This is a genomic window from Paenibacillus sp. BIC5C1, assembly GCF_032399705.1.
Lineage (GTDB): Bacteria > Bacillota > Bacilli > Paenibacillales > Paenibacillaceae > Paenibacillus > Paenibacillus taichungensis_A.
Genome location: NZ_CP135922.1, coordinates 2,888,168 through 2,912,575, shown reverse-complemented (window position 1 = coordinate 2,912,575; position 24,408 = coordinate 2,888,168). Strand labels below are relative to the sequence as shown.

Here is a 24,408-nt window from a genome sequence, read left to right as displayed (position 1 = left end):
ACCGTCCAGTTATCCCCCATGCCGGGCGCACAAGCAAAAAGAAAAAGACTTACTTCATCCTGTAATCCAGGTTGAAGTAAGTCTTTTCTTCTTACACTAAAATGGTTGAGTATAATCAGTTGGGCCAAACCAATTTGCTCATCATCGCATACAGCATCGTTGCTGATTCGGCACGAGTCGCTTGGGCAAGAGGCTTCACTTCTCCGTTGTATCCACCGACGATGCCCAGTTTCACAAGCATAGCTACACTATCGCGGGCATATGAGCGGATCTTGGAAGCATCGCGGAACTGTTCGAGGCTATCCACCGAAGCTGATTCCGGATCGACCAATCCAGCCGCTCCAAGTGCCCTCACGGTCAGCGTCATCATTTCCTGACGGGTGATAGTTGCCTCAGGCTTAAAGCGCCCGTCCCCGGTGCCGCCAGTGATGCTCAGCGCACGAGCCGCAGTTACCGCTTTATAATAAGGAGCATCCGCGTTGACATCGGAGAACGCGTTCCCGTGCAATGTATTCAAGCTCAGTGCGGTCATCAGCCACTGCACGTATTGACCACGCGTCATCTCCTGTTTTGGATGCAGCTGAAGGGAGTCCCGGCTCGCACCTTCATCAAAAACTCCTCGTGCTGCCAATGCTTCCATTGCATTCTTGGCCCATTGTACATCCGCAAGATCTTTGAACGTCTGCTTCACGGACACGGCAGCATAATTTCCTGCTGCAGACGTAACAGCGAATACGACCTCTCTGCTATTCTGATCATAACGACTTTGCGGCAACGAAGTTGCCACATGATTCGCATCTATAACAAACCCTACAATCATATCCCGTTGTACATTTTGCAATGTTTCGTAAGGTAGACGCAGTGTCAGTTCACTTGTTGCTGGCCAAGCAGCACCGTCCAGATCAATTTCGAATCGAACCCCGTGCTGTGTTCCAAGCCGATCTGCAACTGTTTGCGACAGCTGAGTTCGAATCAATCGTACCGATACAGTCTCATATCCAGCCAAGTCTTTCTTTGAAAGTGTGACAGGAAGTTCTAACGTTCCAAGTTCCGTAACGATGTTAAATACATATACTTCGCCTTGATCCATCAATGCAGAAACAGGCAGGAGTAATTCATAAGCATTTGCTCCTGAGACCGATTTCTGCCGAATTTCGACGAGCCTGTGACCCCTACTAACCGGAGCGACTTTCAATGCCTCTTCAATCGTTGAAGCATTCAACTTCGTCTGCACTACACCTTTCTGATCAACAAAACCTTGTAATTCGAGAACGGCACGGTCTTTTTGCGACTCTGGTCGTGGTGATGAATTCTCTGTACTCGGGGTACCACTCCCCGCCTGTCCTCCAGGGCTACTTGAATTGCCGCCCGGATTCACTCCTGTACCATCGCCCGAACCATCGGAGCCCGAGCCGCCTGGTGAAGGCGTATATGCCGGTACCTTCACCATCAGCGGTATAGTCATTGCTTTGCTGTCATCAGAGGTTCGAGTAATCTCCAATTCCAGCGCGACCGACGTTTCCATCGATGGCGGGATGATCGTTCCATCGGTTTGAATGACGGACGGTACCGAACTAGAGGTGATCTCCACGGCAAAACCTTGCGGTACGGTCGGTAACTTCAGTCTCTTCGCACCTGCAGAAGGCTGCTCCAGTGCCGTAATGCTTGCAGCCACATCGGCAGCGGACTGTTGGGCCGTAAGCACATGATATGCGGAAGACAAACCGCGCATCGAATGCCCCGACGCGTCAAAAGCTTCCACTTTGTAATAATAACTGGTGCCGGGACTCAGTTCGTTGTCCGTATACTCCCGCAAACTGCCGTTGTAGACGATACTGTACTCTCCCTTCTCACGATCGGAGCGATAGAGCTTGTAGCTTGCTGCGCCAAGAATTGCATCCCAGTGGAGTGATGCACTTGTTGCAGCCGATATATCAGCATTCAGACCGGCGCTGTCGTCCACAGGTGGCACCGCATCAGACTTGGAAATTATAATCCAGCTGATCAGCGGGTCCTGTGATGCCGTATTACGTACCGTTAATTCCAACTTGTTGCCAGATACGACAATGCCTGAGTGAGTTCTGACACTGGCGGGTGTATAAGTAACTGCACCAGTATTCGTGCCATTGATGAGGAAGTTCGCTCTCCGCGATGTATTCGTCCACGGATCGTTGAACCCGGCGTATATATCGTATGTCCCGTTCGGCACATCGAAGGTATAGGTCAGATCGCTGCCTTTGGGAGAGTTGCTGACATTGCCGCCGTTCAAATAACGGACGGTCGAGAAAATATCCCCGCCGCTCGAACCGGAAGCGAGCGCATCCGTGCTGACATAACCCCAAGTCCGTCCCTCCTCCGGCGCGTATAACTGATCTGCCGTATTCGAATTGACGAGCGTGCCTTTCATGTAGGCACCCATCAGTTTATAATCAGCTGTTTCGTATCCACCGCTGTTCACAAAATACTGTGCGTTCTCCGGAATAACATATACTCGGATAGCCTGCTTTTTGTTACCGAACTCCGGTGTCGTTACCTGAAGGGTGATTGGTCCTGGTTTCGCAAAATCTTCTGCCGTCATGACCCGGTTATCGACCGTCCATACCGCTGGGGTTGACACAAGCGTACCTCCGTCACGCACATTGACCGTCTTAGGCAGGGAAGGTACTTTTCCGAGCGGCACAGCTTCCGGCAGCGGATCCGTGATATCTACCTTGCCCATCGAATTCAGCAGATCAGGCGACCAACTGTTATACCACTTGATAGCAATGTCTGATCCTATCCCGAACTCAATGGGCAAGAATACGTATTTTGCCCCGTCGTTTGAGAAATTGCCGCCGTTCCATGTGTCTCCCACGTAAATGAATTTTCCTTTTTCCGGATCGACCGGAATAACCGAAGTGGCCTGCGTTCCGAATGCCTTACCTGGATCGGGGTCGCTCGGCAATGTGCGTACGAACGGATTGGTCATCGTTGACCAAGGACCAAAAATGTTATCCGCCACAGTCACTTTGTTTTCGTTAGCGGCCCAGCCGGACGCGCCGGAGGTCAGAATATAATATTTACCCTGATACTTGAACATCGCGGGCGCTTCACGCTGTCCGCCTGGGAACACGCGCACATAATCGACGCCGTATTCCGCCTGATAGGTGGAATCACGTACCGGATTGCCTTTGTCATCTGTTCGTCCTTCCTTATGCCACCCTGTTACGTCACTGTAGTCTTCATTCAGTTTGGAGATATACAGCGTCAGGTTTTCCTCACTGGAGTAGATCAGATATCCGGTACCATCGTCGTCCTTGAACAACGTCATGTCACGCGCCATGCCCCGGTCACTTGGGAAGTAATCTTTCTCTCCTTCGGGAGTTCTGTCCATCCGATAACTCTTCTGATATACGAAAGGCCCTGTCGGGGAGTCACTGATCGCGTAGCCGGCCCGTGCTTTACCGTAGTTCGCATTGTCGTTGTAGGGGTCCTTGTCTCCGTCCATGTGAGCCCACATCACGTATTTTTTCGTTTTGTCGTTATAGATGACCTTCGGTCGTTCAATAATCCGGCCTTTACGGATATCGGCCCAAATGTCCACTTTGTCATCACGACCTTCATACAACTTGGCGATCAACGGGTTCTTGTCGAAATCATCCATCGATTGAATCATCGTCAATGCCATGCCTTCATCTGTCCAGTTCAGCAGGTCCTTGGATGAATACACGCACACACCAACGGCTGGCCATCCGCCCGTATGGTATTCGCCATACCAATAATACTTTTCAGTCTGTTCATCGTAAAAAAATCCTGCGCCGTGTGCATCAATCGGCTTGCCGTCCTGATCCGGCCATAACTGCCCCGGCGTAAAGCTTGTACGAATGGTGGCAACGCCAAGTGGAGCAGATGCCGGAGAAACAGTGCCATCGACGGTTGCCTGGATCATGTAAAAATACCCCGTGCCCATCGTCAGATCACTATCAATAAACGTGCTTTCATTGCCACTGTATACTTGCTGATACGTACCCGCAGCACTGGTTGCACGGGATACCGTATATGATACATCCGATCCAGAAAGTTCATTCCACCCTAGGGAAATCGACGTATCCGTTACAACTGTAGCAGCAAACCCTGCTGGAGAATCAATCGAGTATGTGGTGGCCTCGGCAACGGTGAACGCAGATTCTCCGGCAGCATTAAAGGCCGTTACGCGGTAGCTGTAGCTGTTGCCGGGCTCAAGCCCCTGATCCGTGTAACTGAGCGCCGTACCTTCATACACCTGATCATACTGGTCACTGCCAGCCTCAGCCCGAGCCACACGGTAACCATTCGCCTTGTCCACGGCCGGCCAGGACAGCTTCACGCTCGTGGCATCGAGTGCCAAGGCCTTCAATTCACCTGGAGCCTGTGGAGCAACGGCTGTCGTCCGAACCTCCAGCGGCGCAGACCATAACGATTCGGTCATCCCTCCGTATTCATAGGCGAGCTTGTAATAATACACCATATCCGGACTTAATCCCTCATCCACGTAACCCAAAGACTCGGTGTTGGTAATCAGGGAATACCCATTTTCAGGCGTAGAGGATCGGTACAGGTAATAGCTCGTTGCACCTTCTGCCTCGGTCCATTGCAGTGAAACCGAAGACGGCGTCTGTTCATCGTTGGAGAGTAGAAGATCGTTCCCTGGCGGCTGCTCGGCAATGATAACGTCATCTATATGTACCGACTGCCACTTATTTCGAATGCCAACTGTACCCGACCCGTATGTAGTATCGACCAAATCGAATACCAACCGACCCGAACCGTTTTCGGCGATGTACCCTCGAATGGAAGAACCAGACAGCACCATTTTGAGCGTATACCACGTATTTTTGGCCAACGCATAGTCCACCGATTTCAATGTCGTATCTGTTCCGTTCACCCGCTTGGAAAAGACAAGTTTATTGTTAGGGGCCTGCATTTGAAAATAATAAAAGTTGTTCTTATCCTGAAACCGCGATAAAATTCCCGGAAATCCCTGACCGCTCCCCGTGTAAAGACGCATGGAGATCGTCATGTCAGACATGACGTCTCCGGTTGAAATGATGCCTTCCCCAGTATCGCTCTGAAAAAGTGTGGAGTTGGACGCATCCGTCGGGTCCGCCATTACCGCCCAACTACCTGAGCTTACGTCCCACACGGGCGATGCCGTGTAATCCCCGTCAGAAAAATCGTCTTGCAGCAACGTGGCAGGCATTCTATCTGCATCGGCATATACATGGCTTGGTAACATCAATGGTCCTGAAGACAATACCAACGTAGCAGATAACATGAATATCAAGGGTTTCCTGAGTTTATCCAATGTTCATTCTCTCCTTTGACTTGGAAGATGAAAGCATGGTTCTTGAAGGCGGTGTTGTTATCCGGCCTGTCCTCAGCAGTAAGCATGCGGTAAAAAAGTGCGCTCCACCTCCCTTTTTTAATGAAACCGGTTTCATTATGAGGCAAAAAAAGACCCGTCTTCTCTCCTAAGTGCAATGTTACCAAAACGGAATACCTCGTCTTCTTTGCCCCTATGTCGTGAAACAGGTTTATAATATATAAATGTAATCGCTTTCTCGAATTATATGATTACGTATTTGAAGCTGTCAACCATTAACTCAGTTCGGACATTTTTCACTGTAACATGCAGAAAAACGCGTATTCCGCCTGCTATGCAAGCAAAATACGCGCCTTGTATCACCTTTCGAGTTTGTTCGCAAACTCGCCCATATTACGTTAAAATACCTTCGTTGTCCACGACTCACAATTCCATGTCTCCGTAACCACATCACGATAGAATTCAGGTTCGTGAGAGATCAGCAGAATGCTGCCTTTGTATGCTTTGAGTGCGCGTTTCAACTCTTCCTTCGCATCAACGTCCAGATGGTTCGTCGGCTCATCGAGTACGAGCAGATTTGTTTCGTTATTAATCAGTTTGCAGAGACGCACTTTGGCTTTCTCTCCACCGCTCAGTACCGCAACCTTGCTCTCAATATGCTTGGTCGTCAGTCCGCATTTTGCGAGTGCAGCACGTACTTCAAATTGGGTATAGGAAGGGAACTCCTGCCAGATCTCTTCGATACAGGTATTGTAGTTCGCATCCTTCATCTCTTGTTGGAAATATCCAATCTCCAGATGTTCACCGCGCTGAACGGTACCTTCCAAAGCCTGAATCTCGCCCAGAATGCTGCGCATCAGCGTTGTTTTACCGATACCGTTCGCACCCACAAGGGCGATCTTCTGCCCACGCTCCATGCGCAGGTCCAGTGGTCTCGACAACGGCTCATTGTATCCAATGACGAGGCCTTTTGTTTCGAAAATGAGCTTGCCGGACGTTCTGGCATCACGGAAGTTAAACTGCGGTTTCGGTTTTTCCTTGGCAATTTCGATGACATCCATCTTGTCCAGCTTCTTCTGTCTGGACATCGCCATGTTGCGCGTAGCCACACTTGCCTTGTTCCGGGCCACAAAGTCCTTGAGATCGGCAATTTCCTGTTGTTGGCGCTTATACGCCGACTCCAGCTGCTGTTTTTTCATCTCATGAACTTCCTGGAAATGACTATAATCGCCCACATAACGGGTGAGATCCTGATTTTCCATATGATAGATCAAGTTAATTACACTGTTCAGGAAAGGGATATCATGCGAGATCAGAATGAAGGCATTCTCATATTCCTGCAAATAGCGTTTCAGCCATTCGATATGCAATTCATCCAGATAGTTCGTAGGCTCATCCAGGAGCAGAATATCCGGTTTTTCAAGCAGCAGCTTGGCGAGCAATACCTTCGTACGTTGTCCACCACTAAGGTCGTTAACGTCTTTGTCCAGACCGATATCGGTTAGACCCAGACCGCGTGCAGTCTCGTCGACTTTGGCATCGATCATGTAGAAATCCTGGTTAGTCAGCGTATCCTGAATCGTACCTACATCCTCCAACAGCTGTTCCAATTCCTCTGGAGTTACATCGCCCATCTTGCCGTACATATCATTCATTTCTTGTTCCATGTCGAACAAATACTGGAACGCACCACGAAGGACATCACGAATGGATTGCCCCTTGCTCAGCACAGCGTGCTGATCCAAATATCCGACACGCATGCGTTTGGACCACTCCACTTTACCTTCATCTGGCTGGAGTTTACCCGTAATAATGTTCATGAAGGTAGATTTACCCTCACCATTGGCCCCGATCAGACCAATATGTTCGCCTTTCAGGAGGCGGAAAGAAACGTTGTTAAAGATAGCACGGTCACCAAAACCATGACTTAATTTTTCGACATTTAATATGCTCATTCATGACACCTTTTCTATATAGACTTAATTCTTTGTATATTATAAGCGTTATATCATGCACAACTCAACGCCCTATTGTAAATTTAGCACCATTTTTCGATGAAATGTCCTTCGTTTTGACCCCTGATCCACTCAATCTGAAATCAATGACATTTGCCTTATAGGTATGGATGAGTTAAAATTTTTCCTTAAACGACTTACTACTATAAGAATGGAGCTCTCTTGGGGAGCATCAGGTGAAAATCATGATTGAAGTGAAACAATCCAAATTGGGTGATGGCGAATTTAACCGCGGCGTATTTGCGACCGTAGACATTCCAAAAGGCCAGCTGATCCATCAGGCTCCGGTTGTCCCTTATCCCAATGAAGACCACGAACATGTTGAGAAAACAATTCTCGAAGATTACGTATTCGAGTATGGAGCCAATCATACGGCTATCCTGCTGGGCTATGGCAGTTTGATTAACCATTCCTACGAGCCTAACGCCACCTATGATATCAACTTCGAAAACCACACTTTTGACTTCTATGCTTATACAGATATCAAAGCCGGCGAAGAAGTATTGATCAATTATAATGGCGAGGAAGATAACATGGACCCATTATGGTTTCTGGATGATTACGAAGAACGAATGCGTGAGTTGAACGAAGCAAGTGATGGTGAAGAGGATGCTGATGGCACCAAATCTGACTCCAAAAACACGGACTCAAGCAAATAAGACCTTGAGGATAAACGACAACAGTAGTGCAACTTCAAGTGGACAAAACTCAAATAAGCCTCAGCATATTCATTGAAGGCTTGATAAATTAACCTCATAGCGCTGCCTAATGCAAATGAAAACAAGCAAGTCCTCCATCAAGGAAGATTTGCTTGTTTTCGTTTGTTACGATTGCGTCACTTGTCCCAACCAAACAAACTTAATCGGCAATGGGAGGGTCTGTGTGCAGATCCTGATCCGGTTCAGTCCATTTCCATTTGGTAAACGCAACCTCGAACCCGGCACGCTTGGGAGAACAGAGAAACGGCCCTGCTTGCTTGTTCGTCGGATAGGCAAATCTCGCGACCCGAATAGTACGCCAAGGATGCTCATCCGTGCGGGCACGAATAACCACGGCTTCGTCGTGGTACGAAGCCCGAATGGTAACAATGCGTCCGCCCCATTCCGGTACAGGCGAAAGCGACCAATCGGAAAACCGATCCGTTACGACCGCTCCTACATGAGCCACGCCGTCATTTACTTCTACCCCCGCCTTGATCCATTGATCCTGTCCATGCCAGAGCATTAATCCCGCCTGATCATATAATTCCGTGAATGAGCTCAGATCAAATGATACTTCAATGGCCTTGGTTCCATCCCATGGAGCAAGCATGGCATGTCCATTCTGATGACAGAAACCATAGAAGGTCTTCTCCCAGAAGTCACTGCCCTCCTGTGCCTCCACAATCAGACGGTCACCTTCCGTTCGCGCTTGAACCGGTTCGGTTGTCCACTCGGCATCATGAATCTGATGAAAATTAACTGACATGATTCATCCCTTCCTTCCACACCATCACATTAAACTAAAGAGCCCATATCCGATGCGGCTGTAGGATATGCAAAATTCATGGTGTTTAGCTGATCGGTCGTCAAATCGAACTGAATTGCCATGGCGAACAGGTTAATCAGTTCTTCTGTTTTGCCACCCAATACATGGGCACCCAGAATACGCCCTGTTGCATTGTCGACTACAACTTTGGCCATGGCAAATTTTTCATTTGTACGTTTATAAGTATACCATTTCGACATGTCATTTACCTTCACCTCATAGCCCTCTTTCTTGGCCTGCTCGACATCAAGGCCTACAGAACCCAGGGATGGCACTGTAAATACTATGGAGGGCATTACTTTATAATTAGGTTTGTTATGATTGCCTTCGAGTAGATTCAAAGATACTGCGCGTGATTCCTGGCCTGCGAGCGGTGTCAACGGAAGTCCTTCCGTTGCGGTAACATCGCCGGCCGCATAGACTCTTGGATTGCTTTCGCTCTGTAAGAACTCATTAACGGAGATGCCTTTTTTCGTATAGCTGACATTTCCCTTCTCGAGTTCAAGCCCATCTATATTTGGAACACGCCCTGCTCCATGAACGACAAGGCCGCACTGCCATTGATGATCAGCCCCATTGCGGGTTCCACTGACCACATATGTGTTTCCTTGCTGACGAATCGCCTTCACTTCCGCATTCAAATGTACGTGTATGCCTACCTCTTTGGATTTTTGCAGCAGCAGGTCCACCAGTTCCGAATCAAACTGTTTTAGCGGCTCTTCTCCTCGATGAATAATATGAACTTCAGTACCGGCTCTGGCCGCAATATGTGCAAATTCAAAAGCAATGTAACCTCCACCCACCAGAACCAATTTATCCGGCAGCTGTTCCAGATCAAGAAAATCATCGCTGTATTTCAGATGCTCTGCACCATCAATAGGAAGTGGTGCTGGACGCGCACCCGTTGCGATGAGAATATGTTTCCCTTGTAGTACTTTGTCCCCTACACGAATATGATCTTCGTCAACGAAAGAAGCCTTTCCATGGAACGTATGCATTCCGGCCTGTTTGAACTTATCCTCGCTTGCTCTCGGAATACTTTCCGTAAATGTTCGCTTGAACGCCATAAGTTCCGACCACTGAATAGAAACGTTACCTTCCACTCCTTTGCCCCTCATTCTTTCATTCCAGTCGATCAGTTCAGCCGCTCCTGCAAGTACTTTTTTGGGATCACAGCCCCGTAACGCACAGGTTCCGCCAAACTCTCGTTCATCAATCACAGCAATTTTCCATCCAGCTTCGGCGCAGCGGGATATCACTGAGCTTGCAGCGCTGCCGGTTCCAATCACGATCAGATCATAAAGTTGTGTCATGTTAGTTCCTCCTCTTCAGGTATAACCATACATATCAAGCTATAATAACCCTGCTTTTTGCAGATAATTCGTTGCCACTTGTTCTGGACTCGCTCCATTAACGTTCACTTCGTAATTCATTTGACGCATCTCATCGTCCGTGATCCGGCCTGCAAGTTGATTCAATACCTCCACCATCTGCGGATATTGGTCTGCCGTTTCTTTGCGGAGCATTGGTGCTCCCTGATATGGCGGGAACAATTCCTGATCATCCTCCAGCACAACGAGTTTATACTGTCTCAATTCACTGTCTGTGGAGTAAGCATCCAGCAAATTGATATCTCCACGCTGAACGGCTGCATAACGCAGTTTCGGTTCCATTGTGGCTACGTCAGGGAATTTGATGCCATACTTCTTCTGAATGCCAACATATCCGTCTTCCCGATCTGAGAATTCCAGTGTGAATCCTGCCTTGATCTGCTGCTGTACCGACTTGAGATCCGATATAGTCTTGAGATTATACTGATCCGCAACCTTCTGAGGCACAGCCAACGTATACGTATTGTTGTATTCCATCGGGTTCAGAAGAACCATATTGAATTGGCTCAACATCCCGTCTCTTGCTTGCTCATACACTTCTGTTCGATCTGTGCTAACTGCGGTTTCCTTCATAAATTCAGATATGGCGGTACCCGTAAATTCCGGATAAATATCAATATCACCTGAATTCAGTGCATTGAAAAGAAATGTGGTTTTCCCCAATCCTGGTTTCAATTCAACCTTCAGATCGGTATCTTTTTCAATCAGCAATTTGTACATGTTAATGAGAATCTCTGGTTCGGCACCCAACTTTCCAGCAATAACTAGATCTTTCTGCCCCCCACGGGAGAGCCATGGAATCGTGACTACCAGAATGGCCACCAGAGCGAGTGTTCCGAGCGTGACCAACGTTTTCTTGAATGATAAACGTTGAAACTGGCGTAACAGCACATCAAACAAAATGGCAAGTAATGCGGCTGGGATGGCTCCCAGAATAATCAATGCTGTATCATTTCGATCAATACCAAGCAAAATGAGTCCACCCAGACCTCCTGCACCAATCAGGGCAGCAAGCGTTGCTGTACCTACAATCAGAACCATTGCGGTACGAATACCTGCCATAATGACAGGCATCGCGAGTGGCAGCTCCACTTTGGTCAGACGCTGCCGACTGTTCATGCCCATCGCATTCGCTGCCTCGACCATCGAAGGATCGACTTCCGATATGCCCGTATACGTGTTGCGGAGTACCGGAAGCAAGGCATACACCACCAGAGCAATGATTGCAGGAAGTGTACCAATGCCAAATAACGGAATAAGCAGTCCGAGCAAAGCCAAAGACGGGATCGTTTGCAGTACGGCCGTAACCCCAATAATCGGCTCAGCCACTTTTGGCTTGCGTGTCAGATAAATGCCCAGCGGAATCGCGATCAGAACGGCAAAGAACAATGCGATAAATGAGATCTGAATATGCTCAAGGAGTGCGGACAATAACTGTCCTTTGCGCTCGCTGAACACCTCCGTAAATCTACTCATCCCCTTCACCTCGTTCCTGCAACTGCCCGGACCAGTACTGGATCAGATCGGCTCGACTAACCTGACCAATAATCTGATGGTCTTTCTCGACCAGTAAATGATCATGAAAAGCCATGATTTCCACAAAATCCGGCAGCGTAATCGATACGGGAACAGCCGTTTTAACTGACTTCGGTACATGTCCGGGTGAGAGCGGTGACATGATCGATTCAAGATCAAATTTTGAAATCAATCGTTCTTGTTCGCCGGAGGCCGTTTGTAATTCAAACATTGGGTCGCCCCCACCAGATACAAGCTGTGAACTCCTATCCGGACCAGAACTGCCGACAAAGTCACGTACAAATTCATTGGCTGGGAGCTGGATAAGTTCTTCAGGGGTGCCTACCTGTAACACTTGCCCATCCTTCATGATGCAGATACGATCACCCAGCTTCATCGCTTCCTGAATATCGTGGGTAACAAACACAATCGTCTTCTTCATCTGACGCTGAATATCCAGAATATCGTCCTGTAGTTTCTCACGGCTAATCGGGTCAAGTGCACTGAACGGTTCATCCATCAGTACAATTTCGGGATCGGCAGCGAGTGCGCGCAATACACCGATTCTCTGTTGTTGTCCACCAGATAGCTCGGCAGGCTTGCGATCACTGTATGTGGTACCTTTCAGTCCAACCATGTCCAGCAAAGTATGTACGCGCTCCTTGATTTGCTCTGACTTCCACTTTCGGAGTTCAGGAACAACCGCAATATTTTCGGCAATCGTCATATGTGGGAACAGCGCAATCTGTTGCAGCACATATCCGATATTCCAGCGCAATTCATGAATGTTATATTCATCGATAGGCCGTTCATTAATTCGTACGGTCCCATCTGTCCGCTCGATCAGGCGATTGATCATTTTGAGCATGGTGGTTTTGCCGCAACCGCTCGGACCAATCATGACGAACAGCTCTCCCTTATTAATGTTGAGATTAACCTGACGCAGAGCATGGGTTCCATCAGGATATTGCTTGGATACATTTTCGAACTGAATCATCCGTTCACTTCTCTCCTTTTATCAAACATTCATTCTCATCTATTTCCCCAAAAGCGGCCACATATAATCACCGTGCTGGACTGGGTATTGTTGTTTCTATAATCATCGGAATATGAACGGGTACCTCCAAAGGTTAAATAATCAGCAAAAAAGACGGGCCTTCCGGCACCGTCTTCTTATTATTCAGCAGAATTTGCTTCCAATATTTTTATAAAATCCTTCTATGATTTCCCTCATTTCATATGCTGCCTAATAAACTGCTCCAGTGAAAGTGGGCTTTGCCCTGTGACTTTAAGTACCGTCTCCGTCGTTTGATCTTCTCTCCTTCCTCCCGTCTATGATGAACGGAATCATTACGTCTTCCGGGTGCATGTCCATGACCGGCACAACAAGGTACACTTGATCCACATTTTTCAGCGCTGGACCATAAGTGGTTGAATCGTACCAATCAAAATAGACATAATTGTCGGCAGAATCAGAAGAAGCTGGTTTTTTTTTCTTGCCAGACGCACCGAAAGTGTTGCCTCTGAAGCATGGCCGCAACGCGGCTTCCTGGCTGTCCATTCGCTCCTGTAATCAGTGTTAAAGGTTTATCGTTGAACATTTTCACTTCCTCCTTCGGTTTGCTCAGTGTTCATTTTCCAGACTGATCAGTCAAGAAAATAAATGCTTTGATTTTTGCCAAAGTGGTATAATGACACTAGAAGTTGATTTAATCCATTTACCATTACAATCATGCCAACATATAAAGGAGTGTAGCGATATGCATATTCAAATTACAGATTTGGCTGCTGCGCGATTAACTGAAAGCCTGAATGATCAGCCCGGTTATTTCAAAGTGATCTATGACATGGAAGGTTGTGGCTGTAACGGAATTATCGCCATACTTATCGTGGATGAACCCGAAGCTTTGGATGTTCAAATTGAAACCAATCTCGTGCCATTTTATGTCGATCCGAAACAGCAGTTAAACCTGGAGCAGCACATGAAGCTGGACACGGAACCCAACTATCCTTCCTTTAAATTAAGCAGTGATTCCGGTGTACTTAGCAGCAATGTCCGTGTTCGGGATGCCCGCGTAGTGGCTGCTGGAAGATTCGGCAATTCTGTTTCGTGCGAGCTGTAATTCAAAAGTTGTGGCTGAGATAATGAGTATTTGATTCGCTTATCTATGTATACAAAAAGACTTTGCACAATAGGTGCAGAGTCTTTTTTGTGCTCTTTTTCTCGTCAGACATTTAAAAACTATGAATCTCGCAAACTTTGTTTACAACTCGGAAACAATTGGAGAACCTATGGATATAATCCTCTAGTATACTCGGTATATAGCAAAGCACGAGATTGATATAACCCGAGGAGGAACACACATCATGAAATCTTTTACACGTAAATCCATCGTATCCACGATACTTATAGGTTCTGTCGTAGCAGGCTCAGCATTCACAACGCTGCCCTTCACTAAGGAGCTGAATCCGGTCGCATCTGCTGCCAGCTCCAGCTTCACTCAATTCCTGCACGATAATGCGCCTGGACGCACAATCAAAACGAGTAGTAGCGGTCTGGCAACGGTAACGAATCTATCAAGCACGGTTGTGCTAGTGAATAAAAAAAGAAACTTGCCTTCGACCTATGCTCCTCAGGATCTGGTTGTTCCTAACATTCCATTTAGCTTCTCTGGCTCCAGTCCGAAAAAGCAAATGCGTAAAGTAGCTGCCACAGCAATCGAGAATTTGTTCGCAGCAGCGAAAAAAGACGGCATTGATATCAAAGCCGTGTCCGGTTACCGCTCTTATGCCACCCAAAAATCCATTTTTGACCGAAATGCGAGTATCAAAGGCGAAGCTGTTGCCAATAAAACCAGTGCTCGTCCAGGCCAAAGCGAGCATCAGACAGGTCTTGCGATGGATATCTCCAGTGCATCAGCGGGATATGATTTGCAACAAAGCTTTGGAAACACCAAGGAAGGCAAATGGCTGAAAGCCAATGCACATAAATACGGATTTATCATTCGTTATGGCAAAGATCAGGAGAAACTGACAGGCTACTCTTATGAGCCATGGCATGTGCGTTATGTTGGCGTGTATATTGCGGGGGAAATTACGAGCCAGAACCTTACACTTGAACAGTACCTTGAGCGCACCAAATAAACAGTAGAAATATCTGATGACAAAGGTACTCATTCCACTCTCATATGATAGACATATGTAAATGACAGATCCAAATCGAAAACATATGGATCAGCTCAATCACATTGATGGAAAAGTTACGTTCAATTCATAGCAGATTTAAGGTTTATTATTCAGTTCTGTGCTCCATTCCTCTACAGCATCAACGACCTGTTTTAATTGCTGCTCTTCATCAATCGCTGGATCATTGTCCCCTTTTTGCTTCCCATAAGAGCCAAATTGGCCATGGTTCCCTCCTTCTACACTGACATACAAAGTGTCAGCAGGTAGATTGGTTTTGGCACTTTCCCAAGCTTCTTTATTGAGAACACCATCTGCTGTACCTGTTATTTGCAAAACAGATAAATCTGTATCTTTTATGGATCCGCCCTCATCCGCATAAGAAGCCAAGAAAAATATACCCTGCAGCTTTTCACTGTGTTCAGAAGCATATCTCGCTGCAAATGAACCTCCTAAAGAGTGTCCCCCAATAACAAATGGTTCGTCTGGGTGTTCTTCAAGAAAGGAGTCCGCTTTATTTTGACCGAAAATGGCTAAATTCAGTGGCATTTCCGCAATATATACGCGATGTCCCCGTTGAGCCAGTTCTCTGGCAAATGGTGAGTAGCTTTCCGGTTCTACTAGACCTCCAGGATAAAAAATAATATTCGGTTCGATTACTTTCCCGGTTTGTGGCTCAAATTTATAACCGTCTTTGACCTCTGTTACTTTGACCTGATTATCATTCTGAAATGCGAGTTCCGCTTGATTGGAAGGACTATAGGTTATCGAATTGAGGTATACCAATAAGCCAATAATTACAATTACGATGAAGGAAACTCCCCATAACAATATTTTGGTCCATTTGTTTTTTTTCTCTGTTTTTGCCAAAGTTAAAACCTCTTTCAATTATTATTCTGGATGAAGATAGCAGAGCGGAAAGCACAGCAGCGACCCATTACACAGACAAATTCCAGTACATTCACCTGCTCGCTTTTGTATTTATCATTGAATTGCTGCTTCATTTCTAGTAAATTATATTTACCGGTAAGTAAAATTACAAGTCTAATCTTATTCAATGGATAATTTGTCATAAAATATTCACGGAGGTAATGATGAAAATGAATATAGAATCACAACGCTCACCAGGAAGACCCAAACAAGCAGAAGATAATTTGCCCGTACAAGAAATAATTCTTCAAACGGCCGCCAAACTCTTTATGGAGCATGGGTATGAACCTGTTTCACTCCAACAGATCGCCAAAGCTTGTAATGTGTCTAAACCATCCATTTATTATCACTTCACCAGTAAACCGGAACTTTTTAAGATCGCGGTTACGACCATGTTTAAACATGTGCACCAAGCTACGTCACGATTATTAAGAGAAGCTGACAATCTGGAAACAGGACTGCTACATGTGGCAGAAGCAAGGTTAGCTAATCCTCATGCGGAGATTGAGACCCTGCTCAAAGATGCGGAGAGATATTTGAGTGAGAAACAGATCGAGGAAATCAGAGCAGCAGAAAATAAAATTTACGAAGAGCTGGCTCATTACTTTAAAGATGCGATGGATAATAACTTTCTTCGAAGCAATAATTCCATGCTTCTCGCGCAAACTTTCTCAACAATGATGGTCATCGGCAACAAGGAAGATACATTAAGAGAACATGATTCCACTTTGAATTTAGGTAAGGAGATTGTCGAAATTTTTTTGCGGGGTACGATGGTGAGATGACTGGCCGCCTGACTTATTTAAAGATGGCGCGTCTCTCTCCTCGTTCGAGGTTGGAGCAGCAGAAGACATGGGGTGTAACAAAGTTGAGACGTGTATGAGAGGTTGAAGCGATGTAAAATGCTAAGGAACCTCAGACACGTTATAACGGGGTTTTGGCCATATGTAACGTTTTTTGGAGCATTTCAGGAAATAACGTGTCTGGTGTCCCTTGCGATTGAAAAAGAGAGCCTGTAGCCCTAAGCCGTCCTATTCCTTAAGTAAAGAACGTGCTCATGCTGCCTGAACCTTCCTGTCGACCTGATATTTTTTTGAATACGAGTGGCAGTCTCTTTAAACTTTCCGTTCCAGCCCAAGAACCTACACCAGCAAGAATTGCATTGTGAAACCAAAAAAGTGCAACATTGTACGCGATGGTACCCAGCACCATCTCCACCACAAAAAAACGTTTCAGCGTGGATGATTCGATGACGTATACCTGAAATTCATTTCGCGACTTTCCAGCCCTGTACCTTGTGATGAATGTTTTCATGAATCACCTCTTCTGTTTTATTTTATCGTATGGCAGGCAGATCTTGTCTTATTCAAAAATAATACTTACATAAAGTAACTTAGTGTGTTATAGTCAGTTTATAAATCATACATAAGCGAGGGAAACCACCATGAGTGAATTGGAGAATCTAGTCAAAAACCGTAGGTCGGCCGTTATTTTTGAAGAAGGAATTGAGATTCCAGAGTCGGAATTGCAAGAAATGTTTGCCTTGAACAAATTCGCACCTTCCGCCTTTAACCTCCAGCATACGCACTATCTTGTGCTGACGGACCCGGCTCAGAAAGAAAAAGTCTATGAAGCTTCACAGCAATATAAAGTTAAAACCGCCTCTGCGGTCATTGTTGTCCTCGGCGATGTCAATGCACACCATCACATCCGCACAATCAATGAGGGCCTGCTGAACCTTGGTGCGATGACTCCCTTCCAATACGAGCAAGAATCACAGAGCGTCATCGAATTTTATGAAACGCGTGGGAGGTTCTTCCAGAGGGAAGATGCAATTCGTAATGCCAGTCTGTCAGCGATGCAATTGATGCTGATCGCTCAGGATCGTGGTTGGGACACCTGCCCCATGATTGGCTTCGACGCGGAAGAGTTACAACGAAGCTTGGATATTCCTGACCATTATGTACCGGCCATGCTAATTACAATCGGCAAAAAGTCAGAAACCAAACAACGTCCGCGCGGATACCGCAAACCGATTAACGAATATGTCAGCTTCAACAAAATGCATGCCGAATAACTAAAAGTTATAAACAAAAAAGCCACGTTCTCGTGGCTTTAATACGTTTCATAGATAAGCGAATCAGAAATTTCCAATTTTTCGTTAAACGAAGCATACAGATAGAGCCGTCCAGCAGGTGTATCACCCGCATCATAACCTACTCTGAAGCAGCCACCTTCCTGAAATACCATGTCCGCCAGTACCAATCCATTTACATCCTCGTCCGGATGTGTCTTCCCTATTACCTGAAGCGTTCGCTCACATAATTCGTCGAACTGTTTCCAGGCCGTTTCGATCACTGGAGACAACTGATCCATAGCTACTTTCGTTGAAGCATCCGTAGTAATGACCATATCTTCTCCCTTGTACGTCAAAATAGCTGTATAGTATGACATCGAAACATCATACTGAAAGATTCCTACACCCGAAACGCTAATGTCCGGTTCAATGATCAGGTTGTTCCCAAACTGAATTCTATCCAATCTGGAGTGGGTTTCAGAATCAAGTTCGGTTAGTTTATTTTCTGAACAATAAAGCTCCTGAAGCTGCTCGTTCTGACTGAGGTCCAACTTCGAGATGTGGTTATTAAAACATCTAACACTTTCCAATTTCGGATTGTTACACGTATCCAGTTCGGTTAAATGATTATGATTGCACCGGATTTGCAGCAAGTTCATGCAGCTTGAGACATCCAGATGTGATATGTAATTGTTGGAGCAATCGAGCCGTTCCAGCAGCTTATTGTGATGCAGTTCGAGCGTAAAAAATGCGTTATAGCTACAGCTAAGTTCCTTCAAAGAAAGATTATGATCCAGATTTAACCTCGACAGCATATTCCAATGGCACTCCAGCTTCACAAGCTTGGGGTTGTTGCTTACATCCAAAGCTCGAAGTCGGTTAAAGCTGCAATCCAGAAACTCCAGCTCCGTATTTGCACTCAAATCTAGTGACAGAAGTAGATTCTCTTTGCCAATCAGCATTTTCAGGTTTGGATTACGGCTTATTTCCAGCACGGTTAATTGATTATACGAGCAATCCAGCTCTTCCAGCATACTGAAGTGTTCTAGTCCTGCCAGACTGGAAATATTTTGATTTGCGAGTGATAGTGATGTTACGGTTTCGATATCGCTTGACTGAATGGTTTCTCGATTATCGCAGAAATGCACCCGCACCCATTGCTTAAAAAGTTCGTCCGTAAAATCTCTGGTGATATCCATTACAATTCTTCTCCCCCTAACTCTCAGCTACGCTTCTAATGTCATGATTATATCTTCAATTCTAAGTGTTTGCTGATGCGGAAACAAGAATACCACAAGTCCTAGTAACCCATTAACACTGAAAATAGACTTAAAGTCCTACGATCTCTCTTTCCCAAAAATACATATGAATATTTTTTTATACCATGATAGCATTCGAGATGTAACCCATAACCGTAACGAAAGGAATGAAAAGCAATGGAATTCCACATCGAAAACCTGCCAACCTCCCGAATTGCTTATGTACGACAAGTGGGTCCGTATGGTCCTGCTAACAACCACGCGATGGAAACATTAAAGACCTGGGCAAGATCCAAAGGCTTGCTTACAAGGTCGACTATCTTGTTCGGCATTCCGCAGGATAACCCGAAAACCACCCTCCCGTCTCAATGCAGGTATGATGCTTGTATTGTCATATCAGAGGATTACTGCCTGGATGAGATGAGTCGACTCCCCAACTTGAAGAAGCTGAACTTCCTGGCGGGCAATATCTGGTTTGCAAAGTCAAACATACAGCAGAAGATGTGAAGCAAGCCTGGACCGAGATTTTCCCGTATTTGCAGAGCAATGGTTGTATCATGGACAACAAACCCATTATAGAAAGGTATGCGGGTGATCTGCTTCTTCTGGATCATTGCGAAATATGTGTACCCGTTAAGCCACTATAACTCATTCAAAGTTGTGGATGCCAAAAACAACAAAAGCGACTTCAACGTTGAAGTCGCTTTTGTTTATAACTTATTGCCTTGTTTTTACCAATTAAAATGCCCAGTTCCCTTTGCGGAATACAGGTTCCACCGTACCATCCTGCAACTCACCATCAATGTCGAGCTCTGCAGAGCCGATCATAAAGTCCACATGGGTCAGACTAACGTTGCATTCATGTTTCAGCAATTCCTCGTTAGACATCGTCGTACCATCTTTCATATTAAATGGATATGCACTTCCGACGGCCAGATGGCAGGATGCATTCTCGTCAATACCGGTATTATAGAAAATACGATTCAAGTTGGAAATTGGGGAATCATGTGGCACCAAGGCCACTTCGCCAAGATAACGTGCACCTTCATCGGTGGCAAACAGGTTTTTCAGATGCTCTTCACCCGAAGCTGCTGTAAACGCAACAACCTGTCCATCCTTGAACGTAATTCTCATCTGGTCTACAAGTTGTCCATTCAGGTTCAGCGGCATCGTGCTGCTGACAAATCCGTTGACTCCACTGCGCTTCGGCATTGTAAATACTTCTTCTGTCGGCATGTTCGCAACGGTATACACACCTTGCTTGTTTTCGCTACCGCCACCACCCCAGATGTGGTTGTTCACCAGCTCGATTTTCAAATCCGTTCCGGGTGCGCGGTAGTGCAGGCTTTTATAGTTTTTCTTGTTCAGCAAATCACTCATGGCATTCAAGGTGTCCAAATGTTTTTTCCAGTTCTGAATAGCGTCTCCGCCATCGACACGGTTCATTTTGAAGATGGTTTCCCACATCACGTTAATGCGATCTTCCTCTGGAATGTCGGCAAACACTTTGTTCGCCCACGCCTTGGTTGGCGCTTTGATCAGACACCAGCTAATTTCGTGGTTACGCGTATATTTCGAATATCCGCGACGTGCATGAGCTGCCGCTTTGGTTGCACGCGAAACGTTGTCGGAATTAATGCCGTTGTATAATTCAGGGTCAGGTACTTTGATCGTGAGGGTAGCCCCGCCTGCTTCTGCAAACTTCTCCATCATTTCCGCCTTCCAGGCGGGGTAATAATCAAAGCTATCGTCAGAACCATGTTCAAAACGACTGCGTGTAATATTGTCATCATCAAAATCAACCTGTACGTACTTGGCACCAGCTGCATACGCTTTTTGTACGATCAGACGGGTGAATTCCAATGTTTCGATGGGTGCCGTTACGAGCAGATCCTGTCCTTTCTGAATATTTACGCCGACTTTGACAACCAGCTCTGCGTATTGTTCCAACGATTTTTCAAAGGTTTGTTCAAAATTACTCATGGTTGTGTTCACTCCTGTTTCATATTTGAATGTTCAGAGTCGATTCCTTCCCCTTCACTACTTATGCTGATATTTCCAACTATTTGTGTACACGTAATTATTTAAACCTTGCGTTTTTCCTGCTCACGCAACTCGATTCGGCGGATTTTACCGGAGTTTGTTTTCGGCAGATCAGTTACAAACTCGATTTTGCGTGGATATTTGTAAGGTGCTGTCCATTCCTTCACATGATTTTGCAGTTCACGTGCCAGTTCTGGTGATGCGAGAGACTCGTCTCTCAGCACAACAAATGCTTTCACCACATTACCACGGATCTCATCGGGACTTGCGACAACGGCACATTCCTTCACACTGGCGTGTTTCATCAACGCTTCTTCCACCTCGAACGGTCCAATCGTGTAACCCGAACTGATAATGATATCATCACTGCGACCTTCAAACCAGAAGTATCCTTCTTCGTCTTTCCGTGCGCGGTCACCAGTTACAAAATAATCCCCACGCTGATTCGCTTCCTTCCGTCCCTCATCTTGATAATAAGCACGGAACAAGGCTGGCATATCCTTATGCACTGCGATATCTCCTACTTCACCAGCAGGTACAAGTTGTCCCTCTTCATTGACGATCTCAATAAGGCCTGGTGTAATGGACTGCCCCATAGAACCAATTCGTACGGGAGCATCTTTCAAGCTGCCGATCAGCAGCGTACTCTCGGTTTGTCCATATCCGTCCCGGATCGTCAGGTCAAAGTGACGCTGGAAAATTTCAATTACTTCCTGATTTAACGGTTCACCAGCAGACACGGCGCTGCGCAGTGCGGACAGATCATGATGGCCCAGATCGTCTGTTTTGGCCATTAACCGATATTCCGTCGGCGTACAGCACAAGACGTTGATCTGATGCTCTTGCAGCAGTTCCAGATAACGTTTGGGTTGGAATGATCCATTGTAGACCAGTCCGGTCGCCCCTCTTCCGAGTACAGACAGGAACGGACTCCAAATCCATTTTTGCCATCCCGGTGCTGCCGTTGCCCACACCGTATCCGAAGGCTGAATATCCAGCCATAACGATGAAGCGATCCGCAAATGGGCGTAACCCCAACCATGACTATGTACTACGCCTTTTGGATTGCCAGTCGTACCGGAGGTATATGCGAGAATGGCCATATCGTCACGATGTGTTTCCACCGCAGCCATCGAATCGGATTGGTCTTTCATTAACTGGTGTACATTGACCCAGCCTTCTCCAGGTACACTATCATCACCATTTGGTGATGCAACGATGCGATGTGCCAATGCTGGCAGATCTGCATTTATCTTTTCAACTTCGGCAGTGGTCTCGGACCAGACAATGACAGCACGGGCCTCGGAATGCCGAAGACGATACTCAAGATCTTTCGCACGCAGCATTTCGGAAGAAGGAATAACAGCAATGCCCAGTTTCAGGCAGGCAATGTATATGACATAGGCAATAATTCGACGTGGTACCATGACCAGCACCCGGTCACCCTTCTCCAAACCAAGATCACGCAAACCTCCAGCAAGACGATTGGCCTGCTTTAATAACTCACCATAAGTGATCTCTTCCAATTCTTTATGATCGCTTAGCCATCTAAGTGCAACCCGATCCGACGGGTGATTCTCCATCTCGGATGTCAGGTTATAGGTTTCAGGCGAAATCCACTGTTGAAAATTCAAATGGAGCCTCTCCTTCATATTTCAAATGTATAGCATCTATATATTATACCCTAAATCCTAGGACCTGGTGCTATGATATGAAATAGTTTTTAGAAAAAAATAAACACAGGTCAATTAAAACGAAGCTCTAAAAGGTCTATCTCTACATATAAAGGATGATAAGTAAGACAAAAAAGTGTCCTCCCGACTACAGGAAGACACCTTAGTTATCTCAACATATCTATAACATATAGATTGATTCAATCATTGTAGACATGACGCTGAATCTACATAGTCGTATCTCTTCGTTACAATCTTACCAAGCGTAGTTCCCGATGCCATCCAAGATACTTTCGATTTCATTCAGCTCTTCTGTCGTCAGATCTGGTGCCTGAAGTGCGGCTACGTTTTCTTCGATCTGGGACACACGGCTTGCGCCGATCAGAGCGGAAGTAACTCGGTTACCACGCAAAATCCAGTTTAGCGCCAACTGGGAGATCGTTTGGCCTCTACGTTCGGCAACAGCCTGAAGTGCTTCGAACTTGGCGATCCGTTCGTCCGTATAGGCTTCTTTTCTCAGATTGCCTGTTGGATTGGCGCGCTCTTCCCTGATCTTGTCCACATATTTATTCGTCAACTGTCCGCGGCCAAGCGGACAGAATGCGATCGATCCTACGCCATTCTGATCCAGCACATCCTGCAAACCATCCTCAATCCAGCGATGCAGCATCGAATAGTTTGGCTGGTGAACCAGACAAGGTGTTCCAAGACGACGTAAAATGGTCACAGCTTCCTTCGTCTGTTCGGCATCATAGTTGGACAAGCCTACATACAGAGCCTTACCCTGTCTAACGATATGATCCAGCGCAGTCATCGTTTCTTCGAGCGGTGTCTCCGGATCTGGGCGGTGATGATAGAAAATATCTACGTAATCCAGTCCCATCCGGCTGAGACTTTGGTCCAGACTGGCAATCAGGTTTTTGCGTGAACCCCATTCGCCGTATGGACCGTTCCACATATGATAACCTGCCTTGGTTGAGATGAGCAGTTCGTCGCGGTACGGACGCAGATGTTTTTTGAGAATGACACCAAAATTCTCTTCGGCTGATCCTGGAGGTGGTCCATAGTTGTTGGCCAAGTCGAAATGGTTAATCCCCAGATCAAATGCGCGCAGGATCATCTCTTCCTGAATATCCAAGGTGCGGTTTCCACCGAAGTTCTGCCATAAGCCTAGTGCTATTTGCGGCAGCTTAATTCCGGTTTTGCCAGAGCGGGAATACTTCATTTCACTGTATCGTTGTTCACTCGCAGTATAGGGCATGGTTAATCTCTCTTTTCCTGTAAAAGTTATTGAATACCCTTTCATCTTAGACACTTTCCATGTAAAACGATATGGCATTTCACTACAACGATATGGAAAAATGATTGGTATCTTCATCAAATGATATTCATAAAACGATCCCTTTTCACCTTTTATATGTTAAAATGCAAGGTATAACGACCTCATAAACAGG

Annotated in this window: 18 protein-coding genes and 1 pseudogene; 6 read left to right on the top strand and 13 right to left on the bottom strand. The window is 46.2% G+C overall.

The window, feature by feature from the left end:
• Nucleotides 1-115: 115 nt before the first annotated feature.
• Nucleotides 116-5,323 carry an S-layer homology domain-containing protein gene (locus RS891_RS13365; RefSeq protein WP_315795542.1) on the bottom strand — a complete coding sequence of 1,736 codons (5,208 nt, stop codon included), beginning with the start codon at nucleotides 5,321-5,323 and terminating at the stop codon, nucleotides 116-118.
• A gap of 416 nt (nucleotides 5,324-5,739) precedes the next feature.
• Nucleotides 5,740-7,296, bottom strand: a complete 1,557-nt coding sequence (locus RS891_RS13360; RefSeq protein WP_315795541.1) for an ABC-F family ATP-binding cassette domain-containing protein — start codon at nucleotides 7,294-7,296, stop codon at nucleotides 5,740-5,742.
• A 245-nt stretch (nucleotides 7,297-7,541) separates the two neighbouring features.
• Here RS891_RS13360 and RS891_RS13355 point away from each other — a divergent pair, with 245 nt between their 5' ends.
• A complete protein-coding gene (locus RS891_RS13355) occupies nucleotides 7,542-8,015 on the top strand; it encodes an SET domain-containing protein (protein ID WP_315796301.1) in 474 nt (157 codons plus the stop codon).
• 199 nt (nucleotides 8,016-8,214) lie between these two features.
• On the opposite strand, the gene RS891_RS13350 is transcribed toward RS891_RS13355, so the two are convergent.
• From RS891_RS13350 to RS891_RS13330, 5 genes are all read right to left on the bottom strand, one after another.
• Nucleotides 8,215-8,823, bottom strand: coding sequence for a DUF1349 domain-containing protein (locus tag RS891_RS13350; protein WP_113052327.1), 609 nt, complete (start codon nucleotides 8,821-8,823; stop codon nucleotides 8,215-8,217).
• Nucleotides 8,824-8,852: 29 nt separating this feature from the next.
• The gene (locus tag RS891_RS13345) at nucleotides 8,853-10,196 is read right to left on the bottom strand and encodes a dihydrolipoyl dehydrogenase family protein (RefSeq protein ID WP_315795540.1); all 1,344 of its coding nucleotides are present in this window, start codon (nucleotides 10,194-10,196) and stop codon (nucleotides 8,853-8,855) included.
• Between the two features lie 39 nt (nucleotides 10,197-10,235).
• Complete coding sequence (gene opuFB / locus RS891_RS13340) at nucleotides 10,236-11,750, bottom strand: osmoprotectant update ABC transporter permease/substrate-binding subunit OpuFB (RefSeq protein WP_315795539.1); 1,515 nt, start codon at nucleotides 11,748-11,750, stop codon at nucleotides 10,236-10,238.
• The gene (locus RS891_RS13335) at nucleotides 11,743-12,786 is read right to left on the bottom strand and encodes an ABC transporter ATP-binding protein (RefSeq protein WP_315795538.1); all 1,044 of its coding nucleotides are present in this window, start codon (nucleotides 12,784-12,786) and stop codon (nucleotides 11,743-11,745) included. The genes opuFB and RS891_RS13335 overlap by 8 nt, the downstream gene beginning before the upstream one ends.
• A gap of 291 nt (nucleotides 12,787-13,077) precedes the next feature.
• Nucleotides 13,078-13,350: a Rossmann-fold NAD(P)-binding domain-containing protein gene (locus tag RS891_RS13330; protein ID WP_315795537.1), complete on the bottom strand. Its 273-nt coding sequence runs from the start codon at nucleotides 13,348-13,350 to the stop codon at nucleotides 13,078-13,080.
• 199 nt (nucleotides 13,351-13,549) lie between these two features.
• Here RS891_RS13330 and RS891_RS13325 point away from each other — a divergent pair, with 199 nt between their 5' ends.
• Nucleotides 13,550-13,912: an iron-sulfur cluster biosynthesis family protein gene (locus tag RS891_RS13325; RefSeq protein WP_315795536.1), complete on the top strand. Its 363-nt coding sequence runs from the start codon at nucleotides 13,550-13,552 to the stop codon at nucleotides 13,910-13,912.
• Between the two features lie 244 nt (nucleotides 13,913-14,156).
• Complete coding sequence (locus RS891_RS13320) at nucleotides 14,157-14,933, top strand: M15 family metallopeptidase (RefSeq protein WP_113052332.1); 777 nt, start codon at nucleotides 14,157-14,159, stop codon at nucleotides 14,931-14,933.
• Nucleotides 14,934-15,071: 138 nt separating this feature from the next.
• On the opposite strand, the gene RS891_RS13315 is transcribed toward RS891_RS13320, so the two are convergent.
• Nucleotides 15,072-15,842 carry an alpha/beta fold hydrolase gene (locus RS891_RS13315; RefSeq protein WP_315795535.1) on the bottom strand — a complete coding sequence of 257 codons (771 nt, stop codon included), beginning with the start codon at nucleotides 15,840-15,842 and terminating at the stop codon, nucleotides 15,072-15,074.
• Between the two features lie 221 nt (nucleotides 15,843-16,063).
• Between RS891_RS13315 and RS891_RS13310 the strand changes: the two genes are divergently transcribed.
• Nucleotides 16,064-16,687 carry a TetR/AcrR family transcriptional regulator gene (locus tag RS891_RS13310; RefSeq protein WP_315795534.1) on the top strand — a complete coding sequence of 208 codons (624 nt, stop codon included), beginning with the start codon at nucleotides 16,064-16,066 and terminating at the stop codon, nucleotides 16,685-16,687.
• 253 nt (nucleotides 16,688-16,940) lie between these two features.
• Here the strand turns inward: RS891_RS13310 and RS891_RS13305 are convergent, their stop codons facing one another.
• Complete coding sequence (locus RS891_RS13305; RefSeq protein WP_113052334.1) at nucleotides 16,941-17,216, bottom strand: hypothetical protein; 276 nt, start codon at nucleotides 17,214-17,216, stop codon at nucleotides 16,941-16,943.
• Nucleotides 17,217-17,346: 130 nt separating this feature from the next.
• Between RS891_RS13305 and RS891_RS13300 the strand changes: the two genes are divergently transcribed.
• Entirely contained in the window at nucleotides 17,347-17,979 is a 633-nt protein-coding gene (locus RS891_RS13300) for a nitroreductase family protein (RefSeq protein WP_315795533.1), read from the top strand.
• 38 nt (nucleotides 17,980-18,017) lie between these two features.
• On the opposite strand, the gene RS891_RS13295 is transcribed toward RS891_RS13300, so the two are convergent.
• Nucleotides 18,018-19,178, bottom strand: coding sequence for a leucine-rich repeat domain-containing protein (locus RS891_RS13295; RefSeq protein WP_315795532.1), 1,161 nt, complete (start codon nucleotides 19,176-19,178; stop codon nucleotides 18,018-18,020).
• Nucleotides 19,179-19,415: 237 nt separating this feature from the next.
• Here RS891_RS13295 and RS891_RS13290 point away from each other — a divergent pair.
• Nucleotides 19,416-19,885 (top strand): annotated as a pseudogene (locus tag RS891_RS13290) (AraC family transcriptional regulator).
• A 91-nt stretch (nucleotides 19,886-19,976) separates the two neighbouring features.
• Here the strand turns inward: RS891_RS13290 and RS891_RS13285 are convergent.
• From RS891_RS13285 to RS891_RS13275, 3 genes are all read right to left on the bottom strand, one after another.
• The gene (locus RS891_RS13285; RefSeq protein WP_113052338.1) at nucleotides 19,977-21,221 is read right to left on the bottom strand and encodes an aminopeptidase; all 1,245 of its coding nucleotides are present in this window, start codon (nucleotides 21,219-21,221) and stop codon (nucleotides 19,977-19,979) included.
• A gap of 101 nt (nucleotides 21,222-21,322) precedes the next feature.
• Complete coding sequence (mbcS, locus tag RS891_RS13280; protein WP_397386913.1) at nucleotides 21,323-22,915, bottom strand: acyl-CoA synthetase MbcS; 1,593 nt, start codon at nucleotides 22,913-22,915, stop codon at nucleotides 21,323-21,325.
• Nucleotides 22,916-23,210: 295 nt separating this feature from the next.
• On the bottom strand, nucleotides 23,211-24,215 hold the full coding sequence (locus tag RS891_RS13275) for an aldo/keto reductase (RefSeq protein WP_315795531.1): 1,005 nt from the start codon (nucleotides 24,213-24,215) through the stop codon (nucleotides 23,211-23,213).
• Nucleotides 24,216-24,408 lie beyond the last annotated feature (193 nt).

What these genes read in the sequence shown, in the direction of transcription:
- RS891_RS13335 (WP_315795538.1), bottom strand. Translation starts at nt 12,786, where the DNA reads ATGATTCAGTTCGAAAATGTATCCAAGCAATATCCTGATGGAACCCAT.
- RS891_RS13325 (WP_315795536.1), top strand. Translation starts at nt 13,550, where the DNA reads ATGCATATTCAAATTACAGATTTGGCTGCTGCGCGATTAACTGAAAGC.
- RS891_RS13285 (WP_113052338.1), bottom strand. Translation starts at nt 21,221, where the DNA reads ATGAGTAATTTTGAACAAACCTTTGAAAAATCGTTGGAACAATACGCA.
- RS891_RS13300 (WP_315795533.1), top strand. Translation starts at nt 17,347, where the DNA reads ATGAGTGAATTGGAGAATCTAGTCAAAAACCGTAGGTCGGCCGTTATT.
- RS891_RS13305 (WP_113052334.1), bottom strand. Translation starts at nt 17,216, where the DNA reads ATGAAAACATTCATCACAAGGTACAGGGCTGGAAAGTCGCGAAATGAA.
- RS891_RS13355 (WP_315796301.1), top strand. Translation starts at nt 7,542, where the DNA reads ATGATTGAAGTGAAACAATCCAAATTGGGTGATGGCGAATTTAACCGC.
- RS891_RS13330 (WP_315795537.1), bottom strand. Translation starts at nt 13,350, where the DNA reads ATGGACAGCCAGGAAGCCGCGTTGCGGCCATGCTTCAGAGGCAACACT.
- RS891_RS13345 (WP_315795540.1), bottom strand. Translation starts at nt 10,196, where the DNA reads ATGACACAACTTTATGATCTGATCGTGATTGGAACCGGCAGCGCTGCA.
- RS891_RS13310 (WP_315795534.1), top strand. Translation starts at nt 16,064, where the DNA reads ATGATGAAAATGAATATAGAATCACAACGCTCACCAGGAAGACCCAAA.
- opuFB (WP_315795539.1), bottom strand. Translation starts at nt 11,750, where the DNA reads ATGAGTAGATTTACGGAGGTGTTCAGCGAGCGCAAAGGACAGTTATTG.
- RS891_RS13320 (WP_113052332.1), top strand. Translation starts at nt 14,157, where the DNA reads ATGAAATCTTTTACACGTAAATCCATCGTATCCACGATACTTATAGGT.
- RS891_RS13275 (WP_315795531.1), bottom strand. Translation starts at nt 24,215, where the DNA reads ATGCCCTATACTGCGAGTGAACAACGATACAGTGAAATGAAGTATTCC.
- RS891_RS13295 (WP_315795532.1), bottom strand. Translation starts at nt 19,178, where the DNA reads ATGGATATCACCAGAGATTTTACGGACGAACTTTTTAAGCAATGGGTG.
- RS891_RS13350 (WP_113052327.1), bottom strand. Translation starts at nt 8,823, where the DNA reads ATGTCAGTTAATTTTCATCAGATTCATGATGCCGAGTGGACAACCGAA.
- RS891_RS13360 (WP_315795541.1), bottom strand. Translation starts at nt 7,296, where the DNA reads ATGAGCATATTAAATGTCGAAAAATTAAGTCATGGTTTTGGTGACCGT.